We start from the raw sequence: 15,672 nt of genomic DNA, 5'->3' as shown, positions 1-15,672 counted from the left end.
TTTATTACATAGTAAATTACGCATATGTCAACACTTTTTTGAACATATATTAATAGCAAAAAAGCCGCCAATTGTCCAGCCAACGAAAGTGACCGGTCGATTGACAGCTCTATATCATCACTATCCGCGAACGAATAGCGCTCGATTTTCTATGTTGATCGTCTTAGGAGCAGCGCTTGAGAGCAGCAAATTTTTTCGGTTCAATCGCCAGTAGATGACAGTCGCCATTCGGGATAAACAGCTTGTAGGAAACTCCCTTTGGTACAACGATAAATTCTCCAGCTTCCACCCATATATTACGCTCGTGGTACATCAGTAGCAGTCTGCCTTTGATGACAAACAGCAGTTCATCTTTCTGGTCATTTTGTTGCCAAGGATACTCACCTTGCAGCTTCTCTAGCTTAATAGACGTATCATTCAACTCTCCGACAACCAGAGAGCCCCAGGAATCTTGCAAGTGCGATAAATGTTGTGCGACGTTCACCTTTTCCATGATGATCCTCTCCCCTTTGCACTCTACGATAATACAATCCACCGGAGAGAGACATAGTAGCGAAATGATAAATCATCTGATAAGACGATGATAAGATGCTGAATTTTCTGGTTAAAGGTAGAAGAGTACCATTACATTAATCGGAGAAGTCTCGAAACAGTACATCCAATTCCTTCTCATCGTACATTTCACCGTTACTTATAAATTTTTCGATCTCCATCGTACCGTCCTCCATGATCTCGATCTCCCATCTTTGACCAGGGACAGCTACTTCGATCATGATGCTTTCGCTCCTTATTTTACTTAAGCGATAAAAGATATGCCTCTCCTCCAATTTGTTTAGCAAATCGTTCAACTCATTTAACCGCTCCATAGGCTCACCCCGTATTCATTTCTCACATAAAAAAATGGGCAGTTGCCCGAATGGACTGCCACTAGAATAGACTTCATGTCTTTATCGTCTCACTACTCTGTCATGCCAAACCGTTTGGCGTTTCTCGCGCGAGCACGCTCGATTTCGACTTCTCGATTGCGTGGCTCTGCATTCGTCACGAGCGAATCCAAGAGATTTTTCGCAACAACAGAAACCTCTTGGACCGCGCGGTGAAAAGCCTCTTCATTGACCTTCGAAGGCGTGTTGAAGCCCGAGAGCTTTCGTACGAATTGCAGGGCTGCTGCTTGAATCTCATCTTCTGTCGCGGGTGGGTCGAAGTTGAATAAGGTTTTGATGTTTCGACACATCGCTTACACCTTCTTTCCCCTTTTTTGTATCATTCTACTATACGTGATCGATGAATCGCTAGGTTGTGCTGATTGTGCTTTCATTTGACGGCAGAAATTTCTGTATACTATAATTGTTTGGTTTTGTGGAGGGACAGTAGGTCTTACGACATGAAGAGGAGGTTATCTCAATGAAATTAACTGTGCTGGTGGATAATAACACTTACATCGACCGCTACTTTATTGGTGAGCCAGCTGTTTCTTATTTAATCGAAGAGGAAGATAAGAGGATACTGTTCGACGTAGGATACTCAGATGCGTTCATTCGCAATTCAGAAAAGATGAGAATTGATTTGAGAAAACTTGATTACGTTGCGCTGTCACATGGACATAACGATCATACCTGGGGATTAGATCCGCTCATTCGAATGTTTTCTGAAGCGAAGCTTGAACAATTAGAATTCAGACTTCCAACCATTATTGCTCATCCCGATGTATTCTACAGCAAACTCTTGAATGGTGAAGAAATAGGGAGTTTGCTAACTGCTGAGAAAATCACTAGGCATTTTAAATTGGAATACACCAAAAAGCCGGTGTGGCTGACGGAGAAGTTGGTCTTCCTAGGTGAAATGGAAAGGACTATGCCTTTTGAAGCGGATAACGCTATTGGACAAATTGCAAGAGAGGGCGAAATCTCAGAGGACTACCTGTTGGACGATTCTGCACTGGTTTATAAAGCTGAAAACGGACTTGTCATCATTGTTGCATGTTCACACTCAGGAATCTGCAATACCATTGAGTATGCCAAAAAAGTTTGTGGAGACGATAGGATTCTCGATATAATCGGAGGATTTCATCTGCTAAACCCTGGAGAATATCAGATGAATAAAACCGTCGAATATTTTCAGACTGTCAAACCGAAATATTTACATGCTTGTCATTGTACAGATTTGAAATCGAAAATTGCATTATCAGATGTGGCGAATGTATTGGAGGTTGGAGTGGGTTTAACGCTTGAATTTAGATGAGACTCATTACGCGAACGGAGTTCAAGAGCTTCATACACATGAAAAACGGCAGCCTTCGTAAATAGCTGTCGTTTTATCAACGAAAGGGCAGTTTCGTGTAATTTGTTGGTTTTTGATATGCTTATTTCAAATGCAATATAGGAGGGTGGGAAATGAACAATCAAAATGTAAAAAACAAAATTGTAATTTGTGATTTTGTAGGGACATATGTAAATGCTTTGACACGAGGCAAGAATTATGAAGTATTAGTTGAAGATGATGAAAAACAACAGATAAAAATCGTAGGCGATAATCACCGAGCAAGGTGGTTTAGAAAAAGTCATTTCTTACCTGCCGGAAGTAATGTAACCACAATGCTTTCATGGAAATTTGATGACGAAATAAATGACCCCAGTGAAGAATCATTAGAACATATTGAGGTTACAGTAACATTTAGCAATGGCGAAAAGAGATGGTGTTCCATTTGTACGAAAAATGGACTGTGGGACTACATCGAGCGAAACATGCTTGGTAATGTATTTTTGATGGAGAATGAAATAATAGTAAGAAATTTCTCAAATGAAGTAGTAGATGATGCCTTAAGAAGTTTAGACCAACAGAATCAGTTATTAAGTTCAACCAGGCCGTTACGCTAACGGGTTCGATAGTTCAATAAAACAGCGGGAGTCTAGGACTTTATTTTCTGGTCATGGCTACCGCTGTTTTGATTGGTAGGGTCAGTTCCCAACTACCTGAGAAAGACGTATAACACGGTCTGATGGCTTGTAAAACTAGCAAAACCTCCCCCGCTTCACTTCGGAAGGATTGAGTCCATACTGCTTGCGAAACGCCTCGGAGAAATGACTGAAGTTGGAGAATCCGACGATGAGTGCAACCTCACTGACATTCAGATGGCCCTCCCGCAGCAATCCAAGCGCTTTTTCCAAACGCCTTTCCCGCAAATAGGCAAATACACTTGTCCCGAACTCTTCTTTAAAGCCAATCTTCAGCTTGTATTCATTGAGCTGCGCCAAACGCGCCAGTTCGATCAGAGAAGGCGGGGACTCCATATTTTCGAGTAGAATGTCACGGGCGCTGTGAATCTTTTCCCGATCACTCCGAGATAACTGTCTCCTCGGTCGATTCTCTTCCCGCTCGAACAAAAACGTATCCAGCGCCGACGACACAATCTCAAGAATCTTGCCTTCCGTATGCAATCTTCGCAGCTTCAGATGAGAGGATGAAAAATCGTTCAACTGCTGGAGCATCCGAGCCATATTCGGTTGTAACGGCATCCGAAACAGACGATAGGCTTGATTGCCAAGCAGCCCTTGAAATGAATATGCTGCTCCCACATCGCTCTCCGCCACCCACTCATTAAATTGCTCCACGGAAATACCGATCCCGACAGATCGATGAGGAACATCCGCCCGGTACATAAAATGCGCATGAAAGTCGTTCATCAATTGAAGGGAACAGCTCCCAGGCAAAAACTCGTGCTGGCTTCCCGAGACGACGAACTCCCCGCTCCCCTCCAAGCAAAAGCTAAGCTCAACCATGGCTGCCTGCGACTGTAAATCCATGACGCGGTTTTCCTGAAGGGAATAGCTCGATTCGACCAGCTCCAATCCCGGTCGAGGAATCACTCTCCGAAAGTAGCCATCCTTATTCGTCAGTGTGTACCGATTCGCTTCGGACACAATGCGATCACTTTTTGTAGAGGGCAATGCATTGATATAGCTATCGTATATGGAATGTACAGATGCTTGCTCCATGACCTTCTCCCTGCCTAACCATATGTAGGATGCTTTTGCAAATGATTCTTATTCTCATAATAATTACACAGGCGACTATCTGCAACTACAAAAGAAAAGCTGCCCCTCAAAGCAATGGGCAGCTTCCTTTTCCACGCTATTATTTATACTCAAAAAAGCAAGGATAAGAATAGGCGAGAAATTCAAAGCCTTTTTTCTCCAAAATCGGTCGACTCATCGGACTCGCATCCACCATCAGTAGCGGATACCCGCGTTCCTGTGCTGCTTGTACCCGCACTGCTACGAGGGCCGTATAATAGCCTTTATTTCGGAAATCAGGCAGAGTAGAGCCTCCCCACAGACTGCCAAAGGACGTATCCTCATGCAAGTACATCCAAGCAGCACTCACTGCTCGATCGCCACTGTACGCTGCATACACGAGCAGATGCTCAGGATTTTCGGCCAAATCCCGTTTTAATCTCGCAGCAAGCTCCTCATTCGCACTGCCCCATACCTGTTCCTTCAAGTGCATGATATCATCAATGCCCGCCGAGTCAGTGATTTGCCGTATCTCTGGCGGAATGACAAGGCTTCGTAACTCCTCTGCCTGCGCCACCTCCAACACAAGCGTCGCTTCCTCCTCATCAACTGTAAAACCATGATCTTTCAGCCTCTCAAGCAAATTAGCTGGTTGGTCATAATCAAACAGCTTCCACTCAAAGGATTGCTGTAGACTTGAGAAATATTCGAGTTCCTGCTTGATAACTTCCTCTGCATTTTCTTCAGACAACCTGGAATACAAGACGACTCCTGAATCATCCGGGGTGGGAGAGACGTGGCGAACCAGGTGTTCTGTCTCCTCCCGCCGGAGTGGCGGATAGGTGATTTCCACTCTCATCTCTTTGTCAAAAAGCCGCAATACTTCTGTCTTGTTCATGTTTTCTTCCTCCCTTGTCTACGTCAGAACTAGTGCAAAATGTTCAGCAAAAACGTTAATGTACCTATGCTAATCACCGTCGTAACCAACACGCTGCTGGAGACGAATTGCGGTCGCATGTTGAATTGGATCGCATAGATCGCAGTAGTGGCGGCAGAAGGCATGGCTGCCAGAACGACCAATACCTTTTGCAGAAGCGGATCAATCGGGAATAACAGACAAATGAGGTACGCCAAAAGTGGTGACGCCACGAGTCGAATGACGCTCGCAGCACTGAGTCCCTGCCACTCTAGCGCTTTGGTCGATACATTGGCGAGCTGCATGCCCAAGATGAGCATCACAACTGGAATCGCCGCCTGTGCAACGAGATCAATCGCCTGGTAGTAGCTTTGCGGGATGACGATTTGCAGCTGTTGTAGCAAAATTGCGAGAACCACAGCGTAATTAGACGGCTGCTTGAAGATCGCCTTGATGGCCGTCCCCATCCCATTCCCGCCTCGAGAGGCAAAATACACGCCGAATACGCCCATCATGATCGCGTGAAAAACCATGATTTGCACCGCATACGTAAAGCCGGCCTCCCCAAAGGCAAACAAAATAATCGGCGTCCCGTAGTTGCCACTGTTCATGAAGGCCGTCGCGAGCATCAGTGCGCTCTCCTGTTGCTTATCGTATTTGAACATACGTGCCGTCAACTGCGTGATCACAACGAGAGCAGCCAGCAAAAGCAGCGAAATCACCACGATATAAAATAATTGCAAGTCGAGCTGTGTTTTGTAAAACGTCCGAAAAACGAGTGCCGTCGACAAGATGTAAATCGCCAGGGAAGAGATCGGCTTCAAATCCATTTTGAAAATGCGCTGCAAAATATAGCCGCTAAGAAAAATGAGCAGGACAGGCAGGATCACTTCCACAAAAATCATGACGCTTCCCTCCTACCGTGCTGCTTCCATGAAGCTTTTGACCTCAGACAGCGTAGGCATGGCGGGAATGGCACCTGATCTCGTTGTCGCGAGTGCACCTGCGGCATTAGCAAAGCGCACGATGTCCTCTAACGTTGCTTGTGGGATATCCAGCATGCTTTCCCCCACCTCAAGAAGCTGATAGAGCAGCGCGCCCACAAACGCGTCTCCCGCTCCAGTCGTATCGATTGCGGTTACTTGAAATCCACCGACTGTACCGAAATGATTTCGTGTGCGGTACAAGCATCCCTTTTCCCCCAACGTGACAAAAACAGCTTGCAGATCATATTGCGCAAGCATCCACGCTGTCGCTTCCACGACATCCTCGCTCCCCATGAGAAAAGCCAGCTCTTCCTCGGACAGCTTGACGATATCGGCCTGCACCATTCCTTTGAGGGCCATAGCCTTCGCTTCCTCTAGATCCCCCCATAAGGACTCTCGAATATTCGGGTCAAAGGAAAGGAGCCGCTGATGCTTTTTCGCGTACTCGACTGCTTTCCAGGTTGCTGATCGGGCTGGCTCATGCGTCAAGGACAACGTACCGAAATGAAAAATAGCTGCCTGGGCAATCAGCGCCTCGCTCACCTCTTGCTCCCGCAGCATCATGTCTGCACCCGGATTGCGGTAAAAGTGAAAAGAACGATCGCCCGTCTCATCGAGATGGACAAAAGCCAACGTCGTAGGCGCTTCCTCCGTGAGTACGAGCCCTTCTGTGCCAATATTCTGTCGGATCAAGGTCTGTTGCAAAAAACGCCCAAACCCATCGTTTCCCACCGCACCAATAAATGAAGTCCGTTTCCCAAAGCGAGACAGGGCTCCAAGTACATTGGCAGGCGCTCCTCCAGGATTTTGCTCAAATGCAATGCTGCCCGGCTTTTCCTTCTGCTGTACAGGTGTAAAATCAATCAATAACTCGCCAAATGCAACCACATCTATCATGTTGATTTCCCCCGATGACCGTGATAGCTCCAGTATGTCACAGGTTCTTTTTTTTGCCAATGAAAGCCAGCGGATGTACTGGCATACACCGAAAATGTTAAAATAAGGAAATTGATTAGCGTAGTTTTTATTTATCAAAAAGGGGGAATCATGCCATGCAGGAAAAAAATCTTTTATCAACTGGTCCTTATAACACACTATCGACATCTGCTTATCAACAGTTGAACAATCTAGCTAACAAGGCAGACGGATTTGATTGGGAGCAATTATTAAAAGATGTTTGGAATGATGTTTACCATGGACAAATTACACAAGATTACCTTCAGATTGCAACAGACAATAATATCGATTATCGTGCTTTAGTCACAACGATATTAAGCTATGCTTCTTCCTATGTTCCTTTTGTAGGGCCTGTAATTGGCTTTTTTATTCCTATTATTGATTTAATTTGGCCCCCCTCACAACCTGATTTATTTGATATTTTGCGGCAGCAGATTCAAGATTTAATTAACCAAGCGTTAACAACAGACACATTGAACAAATTACAGGCACTGCTACAAGGTTGGAAAAATGAACTAGATGCTTTAGCTACAGAAGTAAAGAATTTAACCGATCCGAAGACCTCAACTATAGGGAGCACAGTTAATACGATTCACCTCCAATTTGTTCATGACATACCCCAATTTACACTAAAAGACTATGCAGCCTATGCACTTCCTTTATATGTCCAAGCAGCAACCATGCATCTAGGCCTTTTAAAAGAGGCCATTTCAAAACAAACAGATTGGGGAATTAGTGATTCAGATAAAACTAACTTTCTGACTTATCTAAAACAGTGGATCGTGAAGCATAGTGAGAATGTTTATACTCTTTTTGCAACAGGGCTACAAAACATAAAAGACGATGAATCTAGTCAAATTAGCACCGACGACTTTATCTATACGTCAACATTATATGGGTTTGATATTGCTGCATTATGGCCTACCTTTGATAAATGGCCTACGAATGACAGTCCGGAAGTTTACCCGACACAAACAGATATAGAACAAACGAGATTCTTATTTTCTGATCTAGTAGGAAGGTTTGATTGGAGAGGCTATCCATCCGCTGGTGATCCAAGCACGTACCTGTATGGAAATTTCCCGGGTGAACTGACGCAAATTTCAACGAGAACATGGGATCGAGTGGATCAGATTCAGCAAGTATTAGATAGAGGATACAATCAATCACAAACATATACGTACGGCGGTTCCGGTGGAAGTGCAAATGACCCTATCAACATTTCAAGAGACAATCCTTTAATTGGAGTAACACCACGGGTTATGAGTCCGTATGTTGGAATCATGATGGATTTTGCAGATGGGACGAGTATTACCAATGGAGGGAGTTATGGATATGACAAGAGGGTTGTAGCACCTGAAAACCATAAAGTTCATTTTGTCTTTCCATGGACAGATGAACTGGGTGGCCAAGATGCAGTGATAAATGCATTCGTTTTCAAAAATCTCCATCCCGAAAATGTAATAGGCCAATCAGATCCAACAACAGGAGTAGTTACGATTAAAGGAATTCCAGCTGAAAAAGGTTATATGGAGGATGGTAGCTCACTTAACGTTGTACAGGAAAGATTGAACGGGACCAACGCGGTTCAACTTCCACTCGGGCCTTCTCTCGTTGTACCTATTACAAATAAACTAGCAGGTCAGTACCATATTCGTGTCCGTTATGCAAACCCTTCAGATTCAAGCATTGATATTTGGCAATCCGTTCATGCAGGAAATCAGACTCTTCAAGGCGGTAATTTTACATTTCCAAGTACCAAAAACGTTCAAGATCAAGGATACGTGCCAGGACAAAATGGAAACTATAGGTTGCTTACACTCTCTCTTCCTGATCCTATCTCCCTACCTTTAGGAGAGATTGATGTACGTCTCGGACAATCCACCAGTCAAACGCAGGGTAATCTGTTTATTGATCGGATTGAGTTTGTTCCAGTTCAAACTCATGCAAATTTATTTTCAGGTCCATACTACCTTTATGCTCCGGATGGTTATCCTTTTTCAAAAACGCTTTGGAAAGGTGATACCATTAACAGCCGTATTTCTATAGCAGGAACCGCAAATGTTTCTACTGAACCAGCGGTACTGCAATTTTATCAAGATTCAACATTGCGAAAAGAAATTCCTATACCTGGTTCAGGTCAAAATTACAATTATCCTAATACATCCATTCCAAATGGTTTTAATAAAATTGTACTTCACACAAACCAAAGTGCTGGTAAAGGAATAAGAGGAACAATGACAATTTCCTTGAGTAATTAGTTGTTTATAAATGAATCAAGGTACAATGGACAAAAAGAAATGGCTAAAGATCCAGACATGATCTGTGATCTCTAGCCTTTTCTTTTTAATAAATCGTCAAATCCCACGCACTTGCCATATGCTTGAGCAGCGCTACACCTGCTACGCTGTTTCCGTACTGGTCAATAGCAGGGCCATACACACCGATTCCGCAGCCACCAGCAAAAGGCAGCTCCCGGGAACGCCCACGCGGAGGGACGGCAGCCATAATGCCTCCTGACACGCCGCTTTTCGCTGGCACACCCACAAAAGCGGCAAAATTGCCGGAAGCGTTGTACATTCCGCATGTGACCATCAGTGCTTTGGTCACGCGAGCCAGCTCTTTGCCGAAAAGCTGTTCCTTGCGTATCGGATCATAGCCATCATGCGCCAGGATCAAGCCGATTTTTGCGATATCCTCTGCCGTTACCTCCAGAGAGCATTGCTGGATGTACACGTCCAAAGCATCCTCTACCGGGCAAGCCAAAAAGCCAGTCGCTGCGAGATAGTAGGCGAGGGAACGATTGCGGTTGGCCGTTTGCCACTCGGAGCGATACACTTCCTCGTTGATCTGATGCTTGCGTCCTGTCATGCGCTCGACCATGTCTTGAAAGGATAGGAATTTTTCCTGGACTCCGTTCCCCTGCAATAAGGAAGACACCGTAATGGCCCCTGCATTGATCATGGGATTAAAAGGCCTTCCCGGCTTGTGCATTTCCAGCCGAACCATCGAATCAAATGCGTCTCCCGTAGGCTCTACATCCACCTGCTCCAAGACATTCGCAATCCCGTGGTGCGTACATGCTGCGAGAAAGCTGATGACTTTGGAAATGCTTTGCAGGGTGAAAGGAGCATCGTAGTTGCCTGCCCTGCTGATTTGTCCATCTGGTCCCATCACACAAATCCCTAGCTGTGTTGGGTCAGCCTCTTTCAGAGCAGGGATATAGGCAGCGCATTTCCCCTTGCTAGATTCCCCGCGATATTGCTTGGTCCATTGTTCCAAGCAGTCTGTTTCAATCGTTCTTGTTTGCTGCGCCACTTGACTAACCAACTTCCTTTTCACCTTCGATTTACGCTTTTTGAGGTGGTTGAACATCGTCAGGAATGAGCGAGAAATATTCTTCTCCTTCCAAACGTTCCTGCAATTCGGCTTTTGCCTGTTCGATCAACGCCGGGTTTTCCATCGCCTCGATCGCTGTAGCAGCCATGACCTTTCCTGCTTGCAGCATCCCTTTGTGTGCGATTGGCATAGCCCCCTGTGAGACGACCTGCCACGTATGGAAAGGCGTTCCCAGTGCCCAGCATGTCGTCATGCATTGCATCGTCGGAACTTGCCAACTGACATCTCCCACATCCGTAGACCCAGCAAGCGTAAACTCATGCGTAGAAAGTGGCCCGATCACATCCGCAATCGCTTTGTCCTTCAATTGCTTCGCTGTTTCACGATCCAAACCGAACAACGAAGCTCTCATATCCTCTGCTGTTAAGGTAGCCTGAATTTGTTTGGCATATTGCTGATCTGCTTCATCGTACACAGGCACGCCGACTTCCAGCAGATTTTTGTGCATGACCTTCGCTAATACCGTATTCGGCACGAGATCAGAAGCTGTACCCTCAAACACCGCTTCCATGGTGGTTCCCGTCATCAAGGCGGCTCCCCGTGCGATGTCGTAAACTCTTCCATACAGTTCCTTCACTTGCTGCTTTTTCGGAGCGCGAATCAGGTACACAACCTCCGCAAACGGTTGGACGACGTTTGGCGAAATTCCGCCTGTATTCGTAATCGCGTAGTGAACCCGTGCTTCCGGGATCATATGCTCTCTCATGTAGTTCACACCTACGTTCATCAGTTCCACGGCATCCAGGGCACTGCGTCCCAAATGCGGAGCGGCGGCTGCATGCGCGCTTTTTCCGTGAAACTGAAAACGAACAGAGTAGTTCGCAAGCGAACTGATGTTCATGATGCTTGGCGCTGTCGCAGGGTGCCAAGAGAGTGCAAAATCGACGTCAGCAAATACGCCAGCCCTTGCCAAATACGCTTTTCCAGAGCCCGCTTCTTCTGCTGGGCACCCATAGTAGCGAACTGTACCTTGTAAGCCGGTTTTCTCCATGTAATCTTTAACGGCAACGGCTGCTGCCAACGCACCGGCACCTAAGAGATTATGTCCACATCCATGCCCATGACCGTCAGTCACAATCGGCTCATGGTTGATCGCACCTTTTTTCTGGCTCAAGCCTGCCAGCGCATCATACTCACCCAGGATGGCTACGACGGGCTTGCCGCTTCCAAAGCTGGCAACAAAACCAGTGCCCAGTCCAGCGATTCCTTTCTCCACTGCAAAGCCCTCTGCTGCCAGTGCTTGACACAAATACTCGGCAGAGCGATGCTCCTCGAAGTAAATTTCGGGTGTTTCCCAAATTTTATCGCTAACGCGAATAAACGCGTCTCTTTTTTGTTCAATTAACGCAGAAATGATCTCGGTTCTGTTCATTTCATACGCTCCTTTCTCTCGATATTCAGGCGGATGCACTGTCGGCGTTTTGCTTCAACAGCTCGCCTTTTTCATAGTTCAACGATAAGAGTGCGCCGATGCAGATGATCGCGAAGCCGATCAGCATCCAAAACGCTGCATCAAATGAACCGTTAAACGCTTCTACGATAAAACCAATCGCTATTGGCGTGATAAAGCCAGCTAGCTGTCCACCTGTATTCACGATGCCCATCCCTGTTCCCGCTACCGCAGCCGGAAGATTTTTCAGGACAACAGATGGCAACAGAATGATCACAAAGGCAAGGAACAGCGACACAATTGCTTGGTACGTAATAAACATCGTCACGCTCGATGCAGTAAACATGAAGTACAAGAGGACCGCGACTACCACACAGGAGAAACTACCAATCAGTTTTTCGCGACCTTTAGGCAGCTTGTCCAGTACATAGCCGCTCACATAAATACCGACCAACGTAGCGAAGCCTGGGATCGTTTGTAGCCAGCCGAGCGATACCATATCCAGTCCGCGTACCTTGCTCAAGTAAGTCGGCATCCAGGTTGCGAGGCCCCAGTTTACTGCATATATGCTAAAGTAAGCGATTAATAGACTCCATAGCAAAGGCGTTTTTAACAACAAGGACACGGAGCTTTTTCGTTGCTCGGAGCCATTCAGTGTATTCGTTGCAGACTCATCTTGCGGAAGTTTAATATGACGCCAGTACAGAAAAGCAATCACGGCACCAACTGCACCAATGACGACGAACATGGTCCGCCAGCCCATGGTTTGAATCATCCAAACGGATAAAATCGGAGAGAAAAGTCCAACAATGGCACTAGAAGAGAGCATGACGGACATAGCTCGTGAGCGTTCCTTGACAGGAAAGATGGTGGCGATAATCTTCGAGCTGGCTGGTTGGAAACCACCTTCGCCGATCCCGAAGAGAAAACGGATGAGAATCATCGAAGCCATAGACCAAGCGGCTCCGGTCAGCCCCGTAAAAATAGACCACATGACAACAGAAGCGATGAGTACTTTTCTGGCACCAAATCGGTCTGCCAGCCAACCTCCAGGCATTTGCATGAGTGCATAACCAGCAAAAAAACTACTGAGCAATAATCCTGTGGATGAAGCACTAAGCTGCAAGTCTTGTGTGATCGACAAAATGGCATAGTTCATGACGTATCGATCCAGGTTCCCTAATGCCCAGCCCAGGAAGAGTAGCGCTAAAATCCAGTTTCTCGTGCGTGCTGATACCATACGTGTGGATACCTCCTTCTAGATGCATGACGAAGCTAGTCTTTCATTTCGGCGAAAGCGCATTCATCTCGTTCGATGACTGACGATCCGCGCAAATATGGTCCAGCTCTCTTATTTACCGCATATATTACGACATGTCGTTATATATACTCTACGAAATGTTGAGACTATTGGCAACGGTTTTTTTAACATGTTGTGTCTGGGCAATGCAAAAAGCACCCGTAACAGGGTGCTTACAAAAGTCGGTATCGTTTGATGGGTCTTCCTCGCGTTGATTGTGATTCCTCCCCTGCGCTTTCCGCCAGCTCAACGGCGCACAAATCCGCGACGATTCGCTGTGCATTTCGCTCGCTCATTTGCAAATATTTGGCCAGATCCTTTGTCGTGAAATCGGTCCAACCCATTTTTTGCAGCAAGGCATCGAGCTTTTTATAGCTTTTGACGCTGATGTTCCCCTTCTTCAGCTTTTCCAAAACCTCATCATCGCAGGCACGATACGAATAGATGAGCTCCTCTTCCTGACCGACCCACTCCACGATCGTTCCGTCATCCTGAATCATGACGATATCTCGCGCTGCTTTTTCCTTCGATTGGCGCAGGGCTCGATGGGCATTCATCTCTGCTGCAAAAGCCGTCTCTCCAAAACCGATTCCGACTGCGACCGTCGTATCTGCTTCCTTCGCCAAATACTCTACAGTGTTTTGCAAGGTAGGAATCTCCCTGTGAATCGTCCCGCGCGTGCTGAAGATGACGTATCGGCCATTGCCTTGCTCAAGAAGTGATCCGTCCACTTGCTCGCACAGCTTGATCAAGGCTTCTTTTATACGCAGTCCTAAATATTGTAAATGATACGGGGTCTTTGCGCTTTCCTTGATTCTGTCAAATTGCTCGACCTCAATCATCTCGATCCCGATTTGTGTATCCTTGAAATACGACGTCCGCACTTTCTCGACAAACACGCGGACTGTTTGATGAATGTCCATATTACTGGGAGAAATCCAATAGGCCGGGATACCTGCATCAACTAACGATTGATAGACGGTCGGATAGCAGGTCATCGCAGCATCAATCTTTTTCTTGTTCCATAGATCGAGATGAAAGGCCAGCAGCTCTTGCGGATTAATCGTAACCTCAAATGTCTTCACGTATAGTTGGCTCACGGAAATGCTGCTGTTGTACAGGGAATCTTCCATGTACTTAGCAGATGAGAGCATATCGATACTGACCCGATCCAAAAGCTCTTCCCGTGTGTACACCATTTCCAAAAAGCCTTTATAGATGCTGGATTCCGTCGGAAAAATATGCTCCATCCGCTTTTCATCGTCCAGGGCATTTTTGGCAATCAAGTACGGAAGTGGTCCCGAAAAAAGCCAATGATCCACGTACTGGTCATTTTCCAAAACGATTTTTTCGGTTTCTTTTGTTTCTGTATAGATATAGGGAATAAAATTCATTCCTTCATCGAATTCCTTGGCAACCGCAAGGATTCTCTCTACCGATTGCTTGGGACCAACCACGCCGATTTTAAACATCGATCAACCAACCTCTGCGTTTCTATTTAGACGAGCCTTACATACGACCATTCTATACAGATTCACCCAAACAAATCCACCCTTCTCCAAATAAATGGGAAGGGTCTTATCGGATGGGTGGTTGCTGAACAGGCAGTGGTAGCTCTGAACGCAATGGTACGTCATCGCTGCCACTGCCTGTTTTTTTACGGCAAAAACAACTGTGGTACCGTATAGAGTGCAGGTGAACCACCCGTATGCAGGAACAATACGTGATCACTCTTGGTAAAATGCCCTTCGCGAATCAAGCCGATCAACCCTGCCATTCCTTTTCCGGTATAGACAGGATCTAGCAATATCCCTTCTGTCCGCGCAACCAGCCGAACGGCTTCGATCATGCCATCCGTCGGAATCGCATAGCCTGGCCCGACAAATCTGTCGTCGCAAAGCACAGCTTCTGCTCGTATGTCCCCTTGCAAACCGATCCGTGCCGCTGTACTGCGCAGCAACCCCATCACCTTTGCTTCTTGTGCAGCCCGATCTCGGCTGACATTGATCCCGATTACTTTTGTGTTGGACTGACGCGCCATAAAACCGACAATGAGACCTGCTTGCGTACCGCCACTTCCCGTTGCCGTCACGACATAATCGTACGGAGTCGTCGTTTCCCAGGCCTGCTGCTCGATTTCTTCCGCACACGCCATGTACCCCAAAGACCCGACTTCGTTGGAGCCTCCTACAGGAATCAGATATGGTTTTCTGCCTTGTTTTCTCAGACTTTCAGCGAGCTCTTCCATAGCTGCAAGCAAATCTGCCTCAGCGGGAATGACCTCGATTTTTTCTGCTCCGAGCAAGTGGAACAACAGATGATTCCCACTCGCTTGCGGTTGGTAGTCGCCCGTCTCAGGCGCGGACAGCACGAGCTGGCAGTGCAGACCTTCGCGAACTGCCGCAGCCAGGGTCAATCGACAGTGATTGGATTGGACAGCTCCACATGTAATCAACGTGTCTGCTCCTTGTTCGATCGCCTCTGCCACCAAATACTCCAGCTTTCGCGTCTTGTTTCCCCCTGCTGTCAAGCCAAGCATGTCGTCTCGCTTGATAGAAATGCTCGGTCCGCCTAACTCCTTGGACAGTCGCTCCAGCCTTTCGATTGGTGTATGACCCTGCGTGTATTTTCTGCGATGGTAACGGATTTTGTTCATGCTTTTCTTCCCTTCTTCTATCGTATCTTGGGATTACCTCTTGCCAGCTTCCTTG

At 46.5% G+C, this 15,672-nt stretch carries 15 protein-coding genes; 3 read left to right on the top strand and 12 right to left on the bottom strand.

Annotated elements, in window-relative coordinates; translation table 11 throughout:
* Window positions 1-163: 163 nt before the first annotated feature.
* The 3 genes from E8L90_RS29450 to E8L90_RS29440 all read right to left on the bottom strand — a co-directional run bounded on the left by E8L90_RS29450 (window position 164) and on the right by E8L90_RS29440 (window position 1,234).
* The gene (locus tag E8L90_RS29450; protein WP_137033110.1) at window positions 164-493 is read right to left on the bottom strand and encodes a cupin domain-containing protein; all 330 of its coding nucleotides are present in this window, start codon (window positions 491-493) and stop codon (window positions 164-166) included.
* Window positions 494-629: 136 nt separating this feature from the next.
* Window positions 630-866 (bottom strand): hypothetical protein, encoded by a 237-nt coding sequence (locus tag E8L90_RS29445; protein ID WP_137033108.1) that lies wholly within the window; start codon window positions 864-866, stop codon window positions 630-632.
* A gap of 92 nt (window positions 867-958) precedes the next feature.
* Window positions 959-1,234, bottom strand: coding sequence for a DUF2277 domain-containing protein (locus E8L90_RS29440; RefSeq protein WP_137033106.1), 276 nt, complete (start codon window positions 1,232-1,234; stop codon window positions 959-961).
* A 170-nt stretch (window positions 1,235-1,404) separates the two neighbouring features.
* Here E8L90_RS29440 and E8L90_RS29435 point away from each other — a divergent pair, with 170 nt between their 5' ends.
* A complete protein-coding gene (locus E8L90_RS29435) occupies window positions 1,405-2,241 on the top strand; it encodes an MBL fold metallo-hydrolase (protein WP_137033104.1) in 837 nt (278 codons plus the stop codon).
* Between the two features lie 152 nt (window positions 2,242-2,393).
* Window positions 2,394-2,876 (top strand): hypothetical protein, encoded by a 483-nt coding sequence (locus E8L90_RS29430; RefSeq protein WP_137033103.1) that lies wholly within the window; start codon window positions 2,394-2,396, stop codon window positions 2,874-2,876.
* 135 nt (window positions 2,877-3,011) lie between these two features.
* Here the strand turns inward: E8L90_RS29430 and E8L90_RS29425 are convergent, their stop codons facing one another.
* The 4 genes from E8L90_RS29425 to E8L90_RS29410 all read right to left on the bottom strand — a co-directional run bounded on the left by E8L90_RS29425 (window position 3,012) and on the right by E8L90_RS29410 (window position 6,812).
* Window positions 3,012-3,995 carry a helix-turn-helix transcriptional regulator gene (locus E8L90_RS29425; protein ID WP_137033101.1) on the bottom strand — a complete coding sequence of 328 codons (984 nt, stop codon included), beginning with the start codon at window positions 3,993-3,995 and terminating at the stop codon, window positions 3,012-3,014.
* A gap of 139 nt (window positions 3,996-4,134) precedes the next feature.
* A complete protein-coding gene (locus tag E8L90_RS29420; protein ID WP_137033099.1) occupies window positions 4,135-4,911 on the bottom strand; it encodes a GNAT family N-acetyltransferase in 777 nt (258 codons plus the stop codon).
* Window positions 4,912-4,940: 29 nt separating this feature from the next.
* The gene (locus E8L90_RS29415; RefSeq protein ID WP_137033097.1) at window positions 4,941-5,834 is read right to left on the bottom strand and encodes an AEC family transporter; all 894 of its coding nucleotides are present in this window, start codon (window positions 5,832-5,834) and stop codon (window positions 4,941-4,943) included.
* Window positions 5,835-5,846: 12 nt separating this feature from the next.
* Window positions 5,847-6,812 carry a PfkB family carbohydrate kinase gene (locus E8L90_RS29410; protein ID WP_137033095.1) on the bottom strand — a complete coding sequence of 322 codons (966 nt, stop codon included), beginning with the start codon at window positions 6,810-6,812 and terminating at the stop codon, window positions 5,847-5,849.
* Window positions 6,813-6,967: 155 nt separating this feature from the next.
* Between E8L90_RS29410 and E8L90_RS29405 the strand changes: the two genes are divergently transcribed.
* Complete coding sequence (locus E8L90_RS29405) at window positions 6,968-9,133, top strand: insecticidal delta-endotoxin Cry8Ea1 family protein (RefSeq protein WP_137033093.1); 2,166 nt, start codon at window positions 6,968-6,970, stop codon at window positions 9,131-9,133.
* Window positions 9,134-9,218: 85 nt separating this feature from the next.
* Here E8L90_RS29405 and E8L90_RS29400 read toward each other — a convergent pair whose 3' ends face one another.
* From E8L90_RS29400 to cuyA, 5 genes are all read right to left on the bottom strand, one after another.
* Window positions 9,219-10,202: a glutaminase gene (locus E8L90_RS29400; RefSeq protein WP_425267123.1), complete on the bottom strand. Its 984-nt coding sequence runs from the start codon at window positions 10,200-10,202 to the stop codon at window positions 9,219-9,221.
* Between the two features lie 19 nt (window positions 10,203-10,221).
* A complete protein-coding gene (locus E8L90_RS29395) occupies window positions 10,222-11,643 on the bottom strand; it encodes a M20 family metallopeptidase (RefSeq protein WP_137033091.1) in 1,422 nt (473 codons plus the stop codon).
* 25 nt (window positions 11,644-11,668) lie between these two features.
* Window positions 11,669-12,901: an MFS transporter gene (locus tag E8L90_RS29390; RefSeq protein WP_137033089.1), complete on the bottom strand. Its 1,233-nt coding sequence runs from the start codon at window positions 12,899-12,901 to the stop codon at window positions 11,669-11,671.
* Between the two features lie 233 nt (window positions 12,902-13,134).
* Complete coding sequence (locus E8L90_RS29385; RefSeq protein ID WP_137033087.1) at window positions 13,135-14,433, bottom strand: hypothetical protein; 1,299 nt, start codon at window positions 14,431-14,433, stop codon at window positions 13,135-13,137.
* A 185-nt stretch (window positions 14,434-14,618) separates the two neighbouring features.
* On the bottom strand, window positions 14,619-15,617 hold the full coding sequence (gene cuyA, locus E8L90_RS29380) for a D-cysteate sulfo-lyase (RefSeq protein ID WP_137033085.1): 999 nt from the start codon (window positions 15,615-15,617) through the stop codon (window positions 14,619-14,621).
* Window positions 15,618-15,672: the final 55 nt, after the last annotated feature.

Origin of the sequence: Brevibacillus antibioticus (genome assembly GCF_005217615.1) — a bacterium.
In the GTDB taxonomy this organism is placed as follows: domain Bacteria; phylum Bacillota; class Bacilli; order Brevibacillales; family Brevibacillaceae; genus Brevibacillus; species Brevibacillus antibioticus.
The sequence above is the reverse complement of the archived record's forward strand: the minus strand, read 5'-3'. Positions and strand labels throughout refer to the sequence as shown.

Bases quoted from the DNA above. Each gene is read 5' to 3' on its own strand.
- E8L90_RS29450 (WP_137033110.1), bottom strand. From the start codon at position 493: ATGGAAAAGGTGAACGTCGCACAACATTTATCGCACTTGCAAGATTCC.
- E8L90_RS29445 (WP_137033108.1), bottom strand. From the start codon at position 866: ATGGAGCGGTTAAATGAGTTGAACGATTTGCTAAACAAATTGGAGGAG.
- E8L90_RS29440 (WP_137033106.1), bottom strand. From the start codon at position 1,234: ATGTGTCGAAACATCAAAACCTTATTCAACTTCGACCCACCCGCGACA.
- E8L90_RS29435 (WP_137033104.1), top strand. From the start codon at position 1,405: ATGAAATTAACTGTGCTGGTGGATAATAACACTTACATCGACCGCTAC.
- E8L90_RS29430 (WP_137033103.1), top strand. From the start codon at position 2,394: ATGAACAATCAAAATGTAAAAAACAAAATTGTAATTTGTGATTTTGTA.
- E8L90_RS29425 (WP_137033101.1), bottom strand. From the start codon at position 3,995: ATGGAGCAAGCATCTGTACATTCCATATACGATAGCTATATCAATGCA.
- E8L90_RS29420 (WP_137033099.1), bottom strand. From the start codon at position 4,911: ATGAACAAGACAGAAGTATTGCGGCTTTTTGACAAAGAGATGAGAGTG.
- E8L90_RS29415 (WP_137033097.1), bottom strand. From the start codon at position 5,834: ATGATTTTTGTGGAAGTGATCCTGCCTGTCCTGCTCATTTTTCTTAGC.
- E8L90_RS29410 (WP_137033095.1), bottom strand. From the start codon at position 6,812: ATGATAGATGTGGTTGCATTTGGCGAGTTATTGATTGATTTTACACCT.
- E8L90_RS29405 (WP_137033093.1), top strand. From the start codon at position 6,968: ATGCAGGAAAAAAATCTTTTATCAACTGGTCCTTATAACACACTATCG.
- E8L90_RS29395 (WP_137033091.1), bottom strand. From the start codon at position 11,643: ATGAACAGAACCGAGATCATTTCTGCGTTAATTGAACAAAAAAGAGAC.
- E8L90_RS29390 (WP_137033089.1), bottom strand. From the start codon at position 12,901: ATGGTATCAGCACGCACGAGAAACTGGATTTTAGCGCTACTCTTCCTG.
- E8L90_RS29385 (WP_137033087.1), bottom strand. From the start codon at position 14,433: ATGTTTAAAATCGGCGTGGTTGGTCCCAAGCAATCGGTAGAGAGAATC.
- cuyA (WP_137033085.1), bottom strand. From the start codon at position 15,617: ATGAACAAAATCCGTTACCATCGCAGAAAATACACGCAGGGTCATACA.